Origin of the sequence: Micromonospora sp. NPDC047793, from assembly GCF_040642635.1 — a bacterium.
In the GTDB taxonomy this organism is placed as follows: domain Bacteria; phylum Actinomycetota; class Actinomycetes; order Mycobacteriales; family Micromonosporaceae; genus Micromonospora.
Genome location: NZ_JBEYSG010000018.1, coordinates 83,325 through 97,526, shown reverse-complemented (window position 1 = coordinate 97,526; position 14,202 = coordinate 83,325). Strand labels below are relative to the sequence as shown.

General features: G+C 72.5%; 16 protein-coding genes and 1 pseudogene. 4 read left to right on the top strand and 13 right to left on the bottom strand.

Annotated features, from left to right (window positions below):
- Nucleotides 1–18: 18 nt before the first annotated feature.
- The 3 genes from ABZ738_RS27125 to ABZ738_RS27115 form a co-directional block, all read right to left on the bottom strand.
- Nucleotides 19–831: an HAD family hydrolase gene (locus ABZ738_RS27125; RefSeq protein WP_176095572.1), complete on the bottom strand. Its 813-nt coding sequence runs from the start codon at nucleotides 829–831 to the stop codon at nucleotides 19–21.
- Entirely contained in the window at nucleotides 831–1,652 is an 822-nt protein-coding gene (locus tag ABZ738_RS27120; RefSeq protein WP_131052367.1) for an HAD family hydrolase, read from the bottom strand. The genes ABZ738_RS27125 and ABZ738_RS27120 overlap by 1 nt, the downstream gene beginning before the upstream one ends.
- Before the next feature lie 254 nt (nucleotides 1,653–1,906).
- Nucleotides 1,907–2,656 carry a hypothetical protein gene (locus ABZ738_RS27115; RefSeq protein WP_357217643.1) on the bottom strand — a complete coding sequence of 250 codons (750 nt, stop codon included), beginning with the start codon at nucleotides 2,654–2,656 and terminating at the stop codon, nucleotides 1,907–1,909.
- Nucleotides 2,657–2,815: 159 nt separating this feature from the next.
- On the opposite strand from ABZ738_RS27115, the gene ABZ738_RS27110 reads away from it, so the two are divergent.
- The 3 genes from ABZ738_RS27110 (at nucleotide 2,816) to ABZ738_RS27100 (ending at nucleotide 4,476) form a co-directional block, all read left to right on the top strand.
- Nucleotides 2,816–3,247: an OsmC family protein gene (locus ABZ738_RS27110; RefSeq protein ID WP_131052365.1), complete on the top strand. Its 432-nt coding sequence runs from the start codon at nucleotides 2,816–2,818 to the stop codon at nucleotides 3,245–3,247.
- A 107-nt stretch (nucleotides 3,248–3,354) separates the two neighbouring features.
- Nucleotides 3,355–3,693: a metallopeptidase family protein gene (locus tag ABZ738_RS27105; RefSeq protein ID WP_131052386.1), complete on the top strand. Its 339-nt coding sequence runs from the start codon at nucleotides 3,355–3,357 to the stop codon at nucleotides 3,691–3,693.
- Nucleotides 3,694–3,759: 66 nt separating this feature from the next.
- Nucleotides 3,760–4,476: an AIM24 family protein gene (locus ABZ738_RS27100; protein WP_131052364.1), complete on the top strand. Its 717-nt coding sequence runs from the start codon at nucleotides 3,760–3,762 to the stop codon at nucleotides 4,474–4,476.
- A gap of 10 nt (nucleotides 4,477–4,486) precedes the next feature.
- On the opposite strand, the gene pheA is transcribed toward ABZ738_RS27100, so the two are convergent.
- The 4 genes and pseudogenes from pheA to ABZ738_RS27080 all read right to left on the bottom strand — a co-directional run bounded on the left by pheA (nucleotide 4,487) and on the right by ABZ738_RS27080 (nucleotide 7,616).
- Nucleotides 4,487–5,443: a prephenate dehydratase gene (gene pheA / locus ABZ738_RS27095; protein ID WP_131052385.1), complete on the bottom strand. Its 957-nt coding sequence runs from the start codon at nucleotides 5,441–5,443 to the stop codon at nucleotides 4,487–4,489.
- 118 nt (nucleotides 5,444–5,561) lie between these two features.
- Nucleotides 5,562–6,053: pseudogene (locus ABZ738_RS27090) on the bottom strand (hypothetical protein); the annotation flags it as partial.
- A gap of 197 nt (nucleotides 6,054–6,250) precedes the next feature.
- Nucleotides 6,251–6,709, bottom strand: coding sequence for a PAS domain-containing protein (locus ABZ738_RS27085; RefSeq protein WP_131056735.1), 459 nt, complete (start codon nucleotides 6,707–6,709; stop codon nucleotides 6,251–6,253).
- 166 nt (nucleotides 6,710–6,875) lie between these two features.
- Nucleotides 6,876–7,616, bottom strand: a complete 741-nt coding sequence (locus ABZ738_RS27080) for a hypothetical protein (RefSeq protein ID WP_176095571.1) — start codon at nucleotides 7,614–7,616, stop codon at nucleotides 6,876–6,878.
- 163 nt (nucleotides 7,617–7,779) lie between these two features.
- On the opposite strand from ABZ738_RS27080, the gene ABZ738_RS27075 reads away from it, so the two are divergent.
- On the top strand, nucleotides 7,780–8,979 hold the full coding sequence (locus ABZ738_RS27075; RefSeq protein ID WP_357217637.1) for an arginine deiminase: 1,200 nt from the start codon (nucleotides 7,780–7,782) through the stop codon (nucleotides 8,977–8,979).
- A gap of 124 nt (nucleotides 8,980–9,103) precedes the next feature.
- Here the strand turns inward: ABZ738_RS27075 and ABZ738_RS27070 are convergent, their stop codons facing one another.
- The 6 genes from ABZ738_RS27070 to ABZ738_RS27045 all read right to left on the bottom strand — a co-directional run bounded on the left by ABZ738_RS27070 (nucleotide 9,104) and on the right by ABZ738_RS27045 (nucleotide 14,159).
- Complete coding sequence (locus tag ABZ738_RS27070; protein ID WP_176095569.1) at nucleotides 9,104–9,988, bottom strand: DUF5926 family protein; 885 nt, start codon at nucleotides 9,986–9,988, stop codon at nucleotides 9,104–9,106.
- Between the two features lie 59 nt (nucleotides 9,989–10,047).
- Nucleotides 10,048–10,461, bottom strand: a complete 414-nt coding sequence (locus ABZ738_RS27065) for an ATP-binding protein (protein WP_176095568.1) — start codon at nucleotides 10,459–10,461, stop codon at nucleotides 10,048–10,050.
- A gap of 69 nt (nucleotides 10,462–10,530) precedes the next feature.
- Nucleotides 10,531–11,988 (bottom strand): ATP-binding protein, encoded by a 1,458-nt coding sequence (locus tag ABZ738_RS27060; protein ID WP_131055387.1) that lies wholly within the window; start codon nucleotides 11,986–11,988, stop codon nucleotides 10,531–10,533.
- Nucleotides 11,989–12,039: 51 nt separating this feature from the next.
- On the bottom strand, nucleotides 12,040–12,831 hold the full coding sequence (locus tag ABZ738_RS27055) for a glycerophosphodiester phosphodiesterase family protein (RefSeq protein WP_131055385.1): 792 nt from the start codon (nucleotides 12,829–12,831) through the stop codon (nucleotides 12,040–12,042).
- A gap of 5 nt (nucleotides 12,832–12,836) precedes the next feature.
- Nucleotides 12,837–13,172, bottom strand: a complete 336-nt coding sequence (locus tag ABZ738_RS27050; protein ID WP_131055383.1) for a rhodanese-like domain-containing protein — start codon at nucleotides 13,170–13,172, stop codon at nucleotides 12,837–12,839.
- A 48-nt stretch (nucleotides 13,173–13,220) separates the two neighbouring features.
- Nucleotides 13,221–14,159 (bottom strand): LCP family protein, encoded by a 939-nt coding sequence (locus ABZ738_RS27045; protein WP_357217735.1) that lies wholly within the window; start codon nucleotides 14,157–14,159, stop codon nucleotides 13,221–13,223.
- Nucleotides 14,160–14,202: the final 43 nt, after the last annotated feature.

Genomic DNA, 14,202 nt, shown 5'->3' with positions numbered 1-14,202 from the left:
GCACGACGCGCCGCGCCGTCAGTCGGCCCCGAAGACCTTCTCCAGGTACGCGGCCACGCCGTCGGTGGAGTTCGTCGAGGTGACGTCGTCGGCGACCGCCAGCACGGTGGGGTGCGCGTTGGCCACCGCCACCGCCCGGCCGGCCCAGGTCAGCATCGGTACGTCGTTCGGCATGTCGCCGAAGGCCAGCACGTCGGCCGGGTCGACGCCGATCCGGTGGCAGTACCAGGCCAGCCCGGCCGCCTTCGTCACCCCGGCCGCCGAGATCTCCACCAGTCCGGAGTTCGACGAGTGGGTGGCCTCCGCCAGCCCCGCCAACGCGGTCGAGATCATCTCGGTGAACCGGTCCGGATCCTGGTCACCGGCCCGGACCAGCAGCTTCACCGCCGGCGCCGACAGCAGCTCCTCCGGCTTGTCCACAACCCTGATCGCCGCGTCACCGGCCTCCCAGCGCACCGGATAGTGCGCCTCGTGCCGCATCTCCCGGCTGTCGACGATCTCCACCGCGAGGCTCACGCCCGGCACCTCCGCCCGCAGGCGCTCCGCCACCTCGGCGAGCAACTCCGGCGCCAGGGGATCGGCACGCAGCACCTGGTCGTCGACGGGGTCGTAGACCACCGCGCCGTTGGCGCAGACCGCCGGCACCGGCTCGGCGAGCTGCTCGTACACGAGTCGGAGCCAACGGATCGGACGGCCGGTGACCAGCACGACCGGCGTGCCCCGGGCGGAGATCCGGGCCAGCACCGCAGCGGTGTGGGCACTCAGCGTGCGGTCGTCGCGGAGCAGCGTGCCGTCGATGTCGGTGGCGATCAGGCCGGGCGTCGCGTCCATCACCTGGACAGTAGCCGGTCGAGGTAGACCGCGACCCCGTCGTCGTCGTTACGCAGAGTGATGTCGTCGGCGGCGGCGCGTACGCTCGGGTGCGCGTTGGCGACGGCCACCCGCGCCCAGCCGGCCCACTCGAACATCGGCAGGTCGTTCGGCATGTCGCCGAAGACCAGCACCTCGGCTGGGTCCACGCCGAGGGACTGCGCGACCACGGTCAGGCCGGAGGCCTTGTCCACCCCGGGCGGGCAGATCTCGATGAAACCGAGCCCGGCCTGGGTGAGCGTGGCCAGGTGCGGCGGCACGATCTCCCGGGCGACCGCCAGCAACTCGTCGACATGGTGGTCGGCGGTCCGCACGAACGCCTTGATCACGTCACCGGCGAGGCACTCGTCCCGGGTGCGGACCTCGAACCGGTCCGGGTAGGGCCAGTCCGGGTGGTAGTCGCCCCAGAGCGGCGCCTCGTGCTCGTCGGAGGCCTCGACCATCACCGTCAGCGGGCCGACCGCGACCTCCAGATCGGCCAGCAGACCGGCCAGCACGTCGCTTGCGAGGCGCTCGTCACAGAGCACCACCGGCCCGGCCGGGTCGCTCTGGTCCACCACCCGACCGCCGCCGGCCAGCACCAGGAAGTCGGCGGCACGGATGTCGTTTCGGGTCAGCTCGGTCAGCCGGGGTCCGCGACCGGTGGCGCCGACCACGGGGATGCCGGCGGCACGCACCCGGTCGAGAACCTCATGGGTGTACGCCGAGACGGTGTCGTCGCTGCGGACGAGAGTCCCGTCCAGGTCGGTGGCGATCAGCTTGGGCAGGCCCGGGCGGGTCATGGTTCCTCCTTCGCCCGCCGCCGTCGCGGCCAGCCGTACTGGTCGCCGGGTAGGCGACCCGGCGTGACGGCGGGCAGCAACCGTACCTCGGTAAACAGGTCGCAACCACGGCTTCCCGGCGAATCGGATACCAACGGACGGCTGCCGCGAGGTGACGTTTCGGGCAGGACCGCCGCCACTCTGGTCGTCGCTGAGATGTAAGGAGGGGACCCTTTATATACACCAGGCGTTAGGAAGGGGCCCTTCCTTACACCTCAGTCGGGCGGGGACTCGCGGGCGAACGGGACCGTCGGGGAGACGGTGATGTCGGCCGGCGGGCGCCCCTCGTCCGGGTCCTCCTGGGCGGCCCGCCGTCGGGAGCGCCGCCGTGCCGTCGGATCGGTGGCTGCGTCGTCCGGGTCGGCCGGTGCCCCGCTCGGCCTCACCTCGGCCCCGGCGGGCGCGATCCGGACGAGTGCGGCGGCGAACAGCAGCACGGCCGCGAAGGCCATGAACAGGCCACGTCCGTGCTCGGTCCGGAAGGTCTCCTCGCCGGAGTAGAACATCAGCCCCCGGCGGGCCGCGTCGCCGAGCGACGACGTGGTCGCCGCGAGCAGCGCGATCATGCCGGCGGCGAGCGCCAGACCGGCCACCCGGGCGTTGACCTGTGCGGCCCTGGTGCCCCGCAGCGCGAGCGCCACCGTGCACCCGAGCCCCAGGAGACCGGTCAGGTAGCCGGTGCCCAACCCGCCGATCTCGGCGACCCCGTTGGTCACCTCCAGCGGACCGGTGGGATCCGGGCCGGTGGGGATGGTCATCGTCACCCACTCGCCGAGCAGCGAGGCGACGGCGGCGGCCGCGCCCAGCCCGGCCAGGAGCAGGGGCACCCGGTGGTCCCGGCCGAGGCCGGAGACGGCCCGCCGGAGGCGACTCCCGCCCGCCGACTCGTCCGCCGCACCCCATTCGAGGACGCTGGCACCGTCGGCGCGTTCGTCCTGCCGGGGGATGGGGAGGTCGTTGGTCATCGTTCGCCCTCTCGTCGGAGCCTGGACGCCGGGTGCGGCGCTGACCAGGACGGTGGGTCGGCGTGAATCATTCCACAGCAGGCCGGTGACGTGCGGTTCCCCGCAGTGAGCCCCGCTGGTCGGTCGCCTGCTGGCGTCCGGTGGACTAGCGTCAGGTGCATGCCTATCCGTACCGCTTCCGCACGCTGGCAGGGCAACCTTCCCGAGGGCTCCGGCACGATCAGTACCGGCAAGGGAGGGATGCAGGGGAACTACTCCTTCAAGTCCCGTTTCGAGGAGGGAGAGGGCACCAACCCCGAGGAGTTGATCGGCGCCGCGCACGCCGGCTGCTTCTCGATGGCCTTCTCCAAGGCGCTCGCCGACGCCGGGACCACCGCCACGTCGGTGGAGACCACCGCCAAGGTGCACCTGGACAAGACCGACGCCGGAATGACGGTGACCCGCATCGAGCTGGACACCGTCGGTGAGGTCCCCGGCATCGACGAGGCGCAGTTCGCGAAGCTGGCCGAGGCCGCGAAGCAGAACTGCCCGATCTCGCGCCTGCTGTCGCCCGGTGCGGAGATCACCCTCACCGCCCGCCTCGCCTCCTGACCGCCCTGCGCTGATCTCGCGCCTCCGGCACCCCGCAGACCGTCCGTGGGCCTCGGAGGCGCGAGATCGCGCGTCGGGTGAGGAACAATGAGGGTGTGGCGGTCGAGATGGAGCGCGAGCGGTTCGAGGAGTTGGTGGGGGAGGCGCTGGACGAGGTTCCGGAGGAACTGCTGGCGCTGATGAGCAACGTGGTGATCCTGGTCGAGGACGACCCGCCCCCGGGCGAGGACCTGCTCGGCCTCTACGAGGGACACGCGTTGACCGACCGGGGCTGGGACTACGCCGGAGTCCTGCCGGACCGCATCCTGATCTACCGCAACCCGATCCTGCGGATCTGCGACACCGACGACGACGTCATCGACGAGGTCGCGGTGACCGTGGTGCACGAGATCGCCCACCACTTCGGCATCGACGACGCGCGACTGCACGAACTCGGCTGGGGCTGACCGCCCGGCCCTCTTGCGGCGCTGCCCTACCGTCTGGCCAGACACGGCGAGTACGGGAGGGAACCCATGCGTAGCGAGCTGTTCTCAGCGGCGAACCTGGAGAAGGAGTCCGCGCAGCCCGGTATGCGGCTGCAGAACGCCAAGATGTTGAAGATCGAGCTGAACGGCGAGGCGATGGCCCGCGTCGGCTCGATGGTCGCGTACCAGGGGCAGGTGCAGTTCCAGGCGCTCGGCTCCGGCGGGCTCGGCAACTTCATCAAGCAGAAGCTCACCGGCGAGGGTGTGCCGCTGATGAAGCTGACCGGTCAGGGCGACGTCTTCCTCGCCGACTTCGCCAAGGACGTGCACGTCATCGACCTGGAGCCGGGGGACGCCCTCTCCATCAACGGGTCCAGCGTGCTGGCCTTCGATTCGACGCTGAGCTACGACATCAAGATGGTCGGCGGCGCGGGCATGGCCTCGACCGGCCTGTTCAACTGCGTCTTCTCCGGTCAGGGCCGGATCGCGGTGACCACCCGGGGCACCCCGGTCGTGCTCAGCGTCGACGCCCCCACCTACGTGGACCCGCAGGCCGCCGTCTGCTGGTCGGCGGGCCTGCAGACGGGCTACCACCGGGCCGATCAGCTCGGGCTCGGCACGCTGCTGGGGCGGACCACCGGTGAGGCGTACACGATGAGCTTCGCCGGGCGGGGCTTCGTCGTCGTCCAGCCCTCGGAGGAGCCGCCGGTGATGGGCAGCGGCCAGCAGGAGCAGGGCGGGGTGCTCGGCGGCCTGTTCCGCTGAGCCCGGTCACTCAGCCCAGCTCGCCCGCCCGGATCCGGGCGAGCCAGGCTGCGGCGTCGGTGTAGTCGGCGTCGGAGAGACCGGCCGGGGCCGGCACCGGCCGGTCGCCGGCCGTGCCGTCCCACCGGTGCCGGGGGTACGAACCGAGGAAGCGGACGTCGGCGCAGATCCGTCGCAGCCCCTGGAGGGCCTCACCGAGCCGGTTGTCGGCGACGTGGCCGGTGCAGTCGAGGAAGAAGACGTACCGGCCCAGCGCCTCACCGGTCGGACGGGACTCGATCCGGGTCAGGTTCGCCCCGCGTACGGCGAGTTCCATCAGCACGGACAACAGCGCGCCCACCCGGTCGTGGGCGATGTAGACCGCCAGCGAGGTCACGTCGTCGCCGGTGGGCGGCGGAGGCGGGCCGGGGCGGGACAGCAGCGCGAACCGGGTGACCGCGTCCGGATGGTCGGCGATCTTGTCGGCCAGCACGGCGAGCCGGTGCCGGGCCGCGCCGATGGGTGCGCAGATCGCCGCGTCGTACTCACCGGTGGCGGCACCGGCCGCCGCGGCGCCGTTGGAGAGGACGTCGACCACGACCGCGTCGGGCAGGTGGGCCCGCAGCCAACCCCGGCACTGGGTGGACGCCTGCGGGTGGGCGGCGACACTGCGGATGGTCGGCAGCAGGGTGCCCGTCCGCGCTCCGAGCACGAACTGCACCGGCAGGATCACCTCGCGGGTGATCACCAGAGGTTCGCCCTCGGCCAGTTCGTCGAGCGTGACCCCGACCGCGCCGCCGATCGAGTTCTCCAACGGCACCAGCGCGGCGTCGGCCTCTCCGACGCGTACCGCCTCCAGGGCCTCGCCGACGCTGCGGGCCGGCGTGCGGCTGCCCCGCTCGGCGGCGGGCACCGTACGCAACGCCTGTTCGGCGAAGGTGCCCTCGGGCCCGAGGTAGACGAAACGGGTCGGTGGCGTTCCCGGCATGGCGAACAGCCTACGCACCCGCCGAGGGTGTGGACGCCGATGGCGTCGGTGACTGCCCGGACGGCGTCGGTGCGGGTGCCGGTGGCGGGGAGGGCACGGGTGGCACCGGCACCGGCACGGATCCCTCGTCGCCGCAGGCCAGCGTCCTGATCCCGACGGGTGCGGCCACGCGTACCTCGACCGAGCAGACATCGGTGCCGGCGGTGACCAGCTGCAGGGTGCCGGCCTGGTCGCGGGTGACCACCTGGAGCGGCTCGTACCCGGTCACGTCGATGCCGGTGAAGTGCCATCCGGCGGCGCAGCGCGGCCCGCTGGTGACCTGCACCCGCGCGGTGCGGGGGAGCAGCCCGTCGCGACCCCGGACGAGGTCGAGGATCCGTTGCCGGGACGGCTGGCCGGGGCAGGCGACCGCGACCAGACCGGCGTCGGTGGGCATGCCGGTCGGAACGGTGCCGGGCGGCTCGCCGAAGGGCGGCGGTGTCGGGGTGGCCGACCCGGTAGCGGCGGCCGTGGCGGGTGGCGGCGTCGGCCGGGCCGACCCGTCGCGCAGGTCCGGCGGTTCGCCGCATCCGGAAAGCAGGAGTACGGCCAGTCCGGCGACTGCGGGCAGCCGTGTGCGGTACCGGCGGGCGCCCGGCCGGGCGGGATTGGCACGACGGATCGGGGTGGACGGCACGGGGATGATCCTCGATGGGGGTCGAGCGTCGGGGGTGCTCAGGGCCGAGCCCATGGTAGGAGGATCCGCCGCCGAGGTGAAGGTCAGCCGGGTACGCGGTGCCCACCGACAGCGTCTGCGGGTGCCACCGGTCAGAGCTCGGAGAAGAAGGTGAGGGAGCCGGCGACGGCCCCGTCGGCGAGCACCGGTGTGGAGATCGCGTCGACGGTCGCGTCGGAGACACCCTCGGTGGTCGCCATGATCCGTAACAGGCCGCGGGCCATCCGGCCGGAGACGAGCGCCAGCAGTGGCGGGATCTTGTCGATGTCCGGCTCGGCCAACTCGCCCCGGTACGCGGTGAAGTCGAGCAGTCGCAGGCCACCGTCGAGCAGCGGCAGCCCGATGACGGCCTCGGGCGTGCCGAGGCCGAGCAACTCGCAGCCGGCGGCGGAGACGGCCACTACCCGGGTCTCGGCGTCGATCAGCAGGCAGGGCTCGTCGGCACTGGACACAGTGGCCGCCCACCGGCCGAAGTTGTCGTACCCCAGCTCTGTCGGTGTCCCCGGGTCGGGCGCGAACACTTCCGAGAGCGAGAGTTCGACGTGGGCCACCGCGCCTCCTATGCACACCGACGGAACGTCCACGCTAGCCGGTCGTCTCGGCCACCGCTGACCGCGCTGGAATCCACGCCATCGGTGCTGATCACTGCCGGTCTGCGACGGCGCGGCCGGTGGGTGCGGAGTGCAGCGGTCCGGCCGCGTGGCGTCGCCGCAGACGTTACCGCCGGGTGGCCGGCTTGTCAGCGGCCATTCGGCCGTCCTCGTACCACCGGTAGTCGGCTGCTGGCGGATAGCCGCCACTCATCCACGTCCCGGGGTGCTGGGCGACCCGGGAGAGCTTCTCGGCGGTGGCCGGACTGATCCGGTTGCCGGCGGCGACGAGCAGCCGGTCGAGCTCCCGGTGGGTGGCCATCAGACAGTCCTTGGGCAGGCCGTAGACGCTGATGACGCCGGAGCCCACGAAGGTGAGCACCGGCGTCACCGGGATCGGGTGTCCGACCGCACTGGTCAGCGCCTTGCTGGCGCGTCGGGCGTCGCGGCGGGCCTCGGCCACGTACGGCGGGCGCTTCCCGTTGATCTGCACCACGTCACCGGCGACCAGGACGCGGGCCCGCCCGTGATCGGCGATGGTGACGGCGAAGAGTCCGCTCGGGCCGATGGCGAGGAAGCCGGCCCGGTTGTCGTCGCTCTCGTCGAGGAGGGCGTCGGCGGCATCCGTGCGGGGCCAGTCGATCACATGCCACGCGGGCCCGAGATGGTCGAGTTGGCCGAGCGCGCGGGCACCGGCCGCCTCAAGCCGGCGAGCACCCCGCTCGGCGCGGCGTCGGCGGGCCCACTCCAAGGGCGACGGACGCGGGGCCGCGACCACCCCCGGTGCCTCGACCCGAGGGTGTGGCACCGCCGCTTGCGGCAGCGCCCGGGCGGACGGTACGGCTCGACGAGCGGGGAAGACAGTCATCGCGACCTCCGGCAAAAGGTCCCTCGAAGTTACGTTCTCACTACCCTACGTTGCGGGTCCCGGTAGTCGGCAAGCCGGAACGCCGGAATGACTGTGGATGAATGCCATATTCATCCACAGCTGTTTTATCGGATGCCGCCAAACCCTGCCCTAGGCTTCGGGTGTGACCCACTACGTGGACAGTGAGGTCGGTCGGCTCGGCACCGTGCTGCTGCACCGGCCGGGGCCGGAACTCGCGCGTCTGACCCCGCGCAACAACGACTCGCTGCTGTTCGACGCCATCCCCTGGGTGGGCCGCGCGCAGGAGGAGCACGACGCCTTCGCCGCCGCGCTGCGCGAGCGCGACGTCGAGGTGCTCTATCTCACCGATCTGCTCACCGAGACCCTGGCCGTGGCGGAGGCCCGCGCCGAACTGACCGAACAGGTCCTCGCCTCGCCCCGGCTCGGCGACACCCTGCGCGCCCGGGTGGCCGCACACCTGACCTACCTCGACCCGGCCGCGCTCGCCGGAGTCCTCGTCGCCGGACTCGCCCACGAGGAGCTACGGCTCGGCGGTGACCGGCGCGGCGGTCTGGTCTACACGTTGATGGACCGGCACGACTTCGTCATCGCGCCCCTGCCGAACCTGCTCTTCACCCGCGACTCGTCACTGTGGATCGGCGACCGGGTCGGCGTGACCAGCCTGGCGATGCCGGCCCGGCGGCGGGAGACCACGTTGACCGACGCGATCTACCGGCACCATCCACGCTTCGCCGGCACCGAGTACGTCTACCGCCCCGACCTGGAGCACCTCGAAGGCGGCGACGTGCTGCTGCTCGCCCCCGGGGTGCTCGCCGTCGGGGTGGGTGAGCGGACCACCCCGGCCGGTGCCGAGCGGCTGGCCCGGCAGGTCTTCGCGGCCGGGCTGGCGCACACCATCCTGGTCGTGCCGATCGCCCAGGAGCGGGCCACCATGCACCTGGACACGGTCTGCACCATGGTCGACGTCGACGCGGTGTTGATGTACCCGAACGTCGCGCACACGCTGTCGGCGTACACGGTGATCGCCGGGACGGACGGCGACGACCCACGGGTGGACGGCCCGGCGCCGTTCCTGCGGGCCGCCGCCGACGCGATGGACCTCGACCAGCTCCGGGTGATCGACACCGGGCTCGACCCGGTGACCGCCGAACGGGAGCAGTGGGACGACGGCAACAACACGCTGGCGATCGCGCCCCGGCTCTGCGTCGGCTACGAACGCAACGTGGAGACCAACGCCCAGCTCGAACGGGCCGGGATCGAACTCATCCCGATCGCCGGCTCCGAGCTGGGGTCGGGTCGGGGCGGCCCGCGCTGCATGTCCTGCCCGCTGGTCCGCGAGTAGCGACGCGAGCCGAGCCGGGAGTAAGGAAGGGCCCCTTTCTAACGCCTCAGGTAGAGCAGGGGTCCCTTCCTAACACCAGAAGCGCGCGCTCAGGGTGAGCTGGCGGCACACCAGAAGCGCGCGCTCAGCGCAGCGTGAGCTGGCGGCCCAGCAGGCCCTGCCGGGCCCGGCGGGCGGCGGCGTCGAGCGGCTCGGTCTCCGTCAGCGCCTCGGCGTACCGCTTGGCGAAGTCGGCGACCGGCGCCTCCCACTCGGCGGCCGGGGTCTGCTCGGGCAGGTCCCAGACCGGCACCAGCCGACCGTGGGCCCGGAACATGCCGGCGAACTTGGTCCCCTCGCCGAGGGTCAACGAGCCGGCCGCGCCCAGCCGGGCCAACGCGTCCAGCGCGGCCTCCTCGGCCTCGGGCAGCACCCAGCGCACGTGGGCCTTCTCCGGCACCTGGCACCAGTACGCCGACCGCGCCGCCGCCAGACCCACGGTCGGGTAGATCGCCGCGTTGGCCCGCTCCAGGGACGCCTGCACGGTCGGGTCGTCGACCGCCTCGGGGACCAGCCAGAAGTCGAAGCCCTCGTGCAGGGTGACCGTCAACGGGCCGTCGACCAGGATGTCCTGGAGCCGTGGCCCGGGGCCGGGCAGCGGCGGCACCTGGACCGGGTCACCCGGCTCGGTACGCAGCGCGCAGAGCAGCGACTCGGCCAGGTCCCGGGACACGTCACCGGACTGCTGGTGTCGCTGGAGCCCGACGAACACGTGCCCGTCGGCGCGGCTCATCGCGGGGGCGGCCATCGGCAGCACGGTGGCCAGCGTCACCGGCCGGTCACCGTACTCCTCGACCAGCTCGGGGGTGAGCCGCAGCGGTGCGGAGGCGGCGGGCACCAGTTCCCGCAGCGCGATCCATTCCGGCTCGTCGGTCAGCCCTTCGAAGGGTCGGGGGACGAAGACGTCCCGCACCTTCTCCCGCTTCGGGGTCGACGTGGCGGCCCGCTGGTTCTTTCGACGCTTGCTCACGGCGACACAGCCTAGAGGCCCGGACGCGACGCCGGGGGCTGGACCCGCCCTGCGGGGACTCAGCCGGCGACGACCAGGCCCGGTCGTTCCGTCACCGGGTCGAACTCGGCCCAGACACTCTGCCCCAGACCGTCCCGCTCGACCCCCCAACGGTCCGCCAGGCCGGAGACGATGTGCAGGCCCCGGCCGTCGGCCGCGTCGATGTCCGCCGGTCGGATCCGGGGTGTGCCGGCCGCGCCGCCGTCGGTGACCCGCAGCCGGACGCACGCCCCGTCGTCGGTCGTCATCAGCCGCCAGGCCACCCGGACCACTCCGCCGGGCAGCGGGTCCGCGTGCCGGACGGCGTTGCCGACCAGCTCGGCCAGGACCGCGACGAGATCCGCCAGCACCACCGGGGACACGACCTCGGCCAGTTCGGCGGCGAGGCGGTGCCGGGCGGCGCGCGCACCGCTGGCGTGGTGCGGCACGACCACACACCACGCTCGTTCGACCGCTCCCGTCGACACGTTCCGCCCCTCTTCCGCCCCGGGTGACCCCCACGATCACCTACGGGGCAGCCGCACCTCTGCGACGGTACCTCCACCGGTTCTCGGTCGAAGGAATACCCAGCCATTCTGCTGTTCAACGATCCGGCGGACGAGATAGAGACCAAGCCCTGTGCCCGGATAGCGACGATTGTCACCCGAGTCGCCCTGCCAGAACCGGTCAAAGGCCCGTTCGACGTGCTCCGGCCGTACGCCGATGCCCCGGTCGCTGACCCGGATGCAGACGGTCGGCCCGTCCGCGGCCGCGCTCACCTCGATCGGCGAGCCGGGAGGGGAGTACTTCCCGGCGTTGGTGACCAACTCGGTCAGCACGGTGACCAGGCTCTGCCGGCGCCCGATCGCCCGGGGCAGGTCGACCGGGAACTGGAGGGTGGCCCGACGGCGCAGCTCACCGGGGAGGTTGGCGACCGCGCCACGCAGCGTCTCGCCGAGGTCGAACGGCACCGCCGGCCCGTCGTCCGGCCATGCCTCGGCGGCCGAGGAGAGCAGCCGGTCGAGCAGCCGGGCCAGCTCGTTGGCGCGCTGGCCGATGACCTGCGCGGCCTGGCGCCGGTCGGCGTCGCTGAGCGACTCCCAGTGGTCGTTGAGCGTGTCGGCGTACCCCTTGATCACCGTCACCGGGGTGCGTAGCTCGTGACTGGTCACCGCGACGAAGAGGTCCCGCTCGTGGTCGTGTCGTTGCTGGTCGGTGATGTCGCGGAAGGTGACCACCCGCAGCGCGCCCGGACCGGGCAACTCACCGGAGGTGACCCGCAGCCAGCGTCCGTCCGGCAGGCGGTGGTCGAGGACCTGCCCGGACGGGGGCACCGGGAAGGGCAGCGGTTCGTTGATCGCCTCGGCCGCGGACCGGCCGGTGACGTCGGCGGCGGCCGGATTCCAGAGCCGCACGTGGGCGTCCCGGTCGACGACCGCCAGCCCGTCGGCGAGTGCCGCCACCACCGGGCCGTCGCCGTGCACCGGCAAGCCGCTCTGGTCGCCGTACATGTGCGCGATGCAGGCGCCCAGGAAGCCGACCACGCCCCGCTGCTCCGGGTCGGGCTCGTCGTCCCCGGTCAGGTACAGCGCCTGGAGGCTGCCGACCGCGTGCCCGCCGATCTCCGCCCGGGAGGCGACCATCCGGCGCAGGCCGCGCTCGGTCAGCTCGTCGGCGAGTTGGCTGCCGAGCCGGTCGGTCCGGACGCACTGCACCCGGGGGCCGGCGAGCAGGCAGGCGGTGATCGGGTCGCTGGGTGGCAGGGGACGCCCGATGGTCCACTCGGCGGCGCCGGTGGCGGCGATCACCCGTCCCCCGCTGGGGGCGAACTCGACGAAGGCCATGCCGGCGGCACCGAGTGCCGGTTGCGCCACCCGCAGTAACTGGGTCAGGACCGGAAGGCCCGCGTCCCCCGAGTTGATCATCTCGATGACGACGGTGTGCCCGGCGATGAGAGCCGAGTAATCGGTACGGTCCGTCATGTCCCCGAGTGTGCACCTCCGCTCGCGTTCTCCGGCACCCCCGACGGTGGGTTATCCCCTCAACCGGGCCAACGTCTGTGCCGGGCGGTCGGTGATCACGCCGTCCACCTCGGCGGCCAGCACGAGATCAAGGTCCGTCGGCTCGTTGACGGTCCAGACGTACACCTGGTTGCCGGCGGCCCGCAACGACGGCACCAGCGCCGGACGTGCCCGGACCAGGCCGATCCCGGGGCCGGCGATGCCGACGCCGAACGGCAGCCGCCCCAGGCGCAGCCAGCGGGGCAGCACCTCCAGCAGCAGTACGGTCGGCAGCGCCGGAGCCAGCGTCCGCATCCGGCGTACGGCAAGCGGGGAGAAGGACATCACGGTCACGCGGACCGGGTCGTCGGGGCCCGGGTCGGTCAGGCCGTACCGGCGCAGCAGGGCGACCAGCCGGCGCTCCACGTCGCCGCCGTAGCGCGACGGGTGCTTGGTCTCCACCAGCAGCCGCACCGGCCGTCCGGCGGCGAGGACCGCCTCCAGCAGCCGTTCGAGCGTGAGCAGCCGGGTACGCGAGTCGTCGAGCACCTCGTCCCCGTCGGCCGGCACGCAGCCGGGGTGCCAGGAGCCGAAGTCCAGCTCCTCCAGCTCGGCGAGGGTACTCGCGCTGACCAGCCCGCGACCGTTGCTGGTGCGGTTCAGTCGGCGGTCGTGCACGCAGACGAGGTGCCCGTCACGGGTCAGCCGGACGTCGCACTCCAGCCCGTCGGCGCCCTCGTCGAGCGCGCGCAGGTAGGCGGCGAGAGTGTGTTCCGGTAGGTCGTACGACGCGCCACGGTGCGCGAAGACGAGCGGGGTGTGCACGGCCGTTACAGGACCCGGCCCGGTTGGCCGTCCGAGTCGACGACCGGTCGTCCGGCCGCCTCCCAGTCGCCCATTCCGCCCTCGACGTTGCGTACCTGGTCCCAGCCGTTGTGCATCAGGTAGGCGACGACCTGGGCGGACCGTCCGCCGGAGCGGCAGATGACCGCGACGTCCCGGTCGTTGGGCACCTCGGCGATGCGCGCCGGCAGTTCCATCATCGGCAGGTGGTGGGCGGTCGGTGCGTGACCCGCCTCCCACTCGTCGTCCTCCCGGACATCGAGCAGGTAGGTCTCGTCGTCGATCTCGGGCACCGTCATCGTGGGTACGTGGGATCCGAACACGGCTACCAAGCCTAGAGGGCCGTCGGGGTGATCGCGTCGACCGGCGGGTCAGAGCCGGGTCACCCAGTGCGGATGGGCGCCCGCCCACTGCGGCATCCGGGTGCCCCGGACCGCCTCGAACAGTCCCTCCCCGCCGTTGTCGAGCACGACGTAGGAGACCTGGTCGATGGTCTGCGGATAGGACGGCACCTGCACGCCGCGCAGCGCGTCGGTGGAGAGGCCGCGCAGCGCCAGCAACAGGTCCTCCACGGGTACGCCGTTGGTGTCCACGGTCAGCGAGCCGCCGACGGCCTGGACGAGCCGGTGCAACTGGACCGGGTTCTCGCGGAGCCGGGTTTCCCCCGCCCGTTGCAGCATCGCCCCCAGCAGTTGCTGCTGGTGGGTCTGCCGGTCGTAGTCGCCGCCGGGCAGGTCGTAACGCTGACGGACGTAGTCCAGCGCCTGGGCGCCGTCCATCCGCTGGCAGCCGGGCGAGAAGACCCGGTCGGTGTGGATCGAGCGCACTTCGGTGCGTACGCACATGGTCACCCCGCCCAGCAGGTCGATGACGCTGCGCAGACCGGCGAAGTCGACCAGGGCGGCGCCGTCGAAGCGGATGCCGGTGAGCCGGGACAGGGTGGCCGAGAGCAGTCGGGCACCGGCCTCGCCGCCGCCGCCGTACTCGTACGCGGCGTTGACCTTGTCCTCGCCGCCGGGATAGCCGGCTGCGGGCGGGATGTCGACCAGCAGGTCACGAGGCACGGAGACCAGGTAGCCCTCGCGCAGTCCGGCTGGCACGTGGACCATCAGGATGGTGTCGGTGCGTTGCTCCGGGCCGGTGTCGCCGGGGCGGCGGTCGGAGCCGACGAGCAGGTAGTTGAGCGGACCGTGGCGGTCGGTGCGATCGGTGCGGGCGGTCGGGTCGAGCAGTTCGGCCCGGGTGATCGTGCGTTCGTACCGGTCGGCGAGCACCCGGAGGCCGACCACGGCGACCGTGGCCAGCAGCACCACCGCCAGCCCGATCCCCAGCAGTATGCGTGGCCAGCGCGGG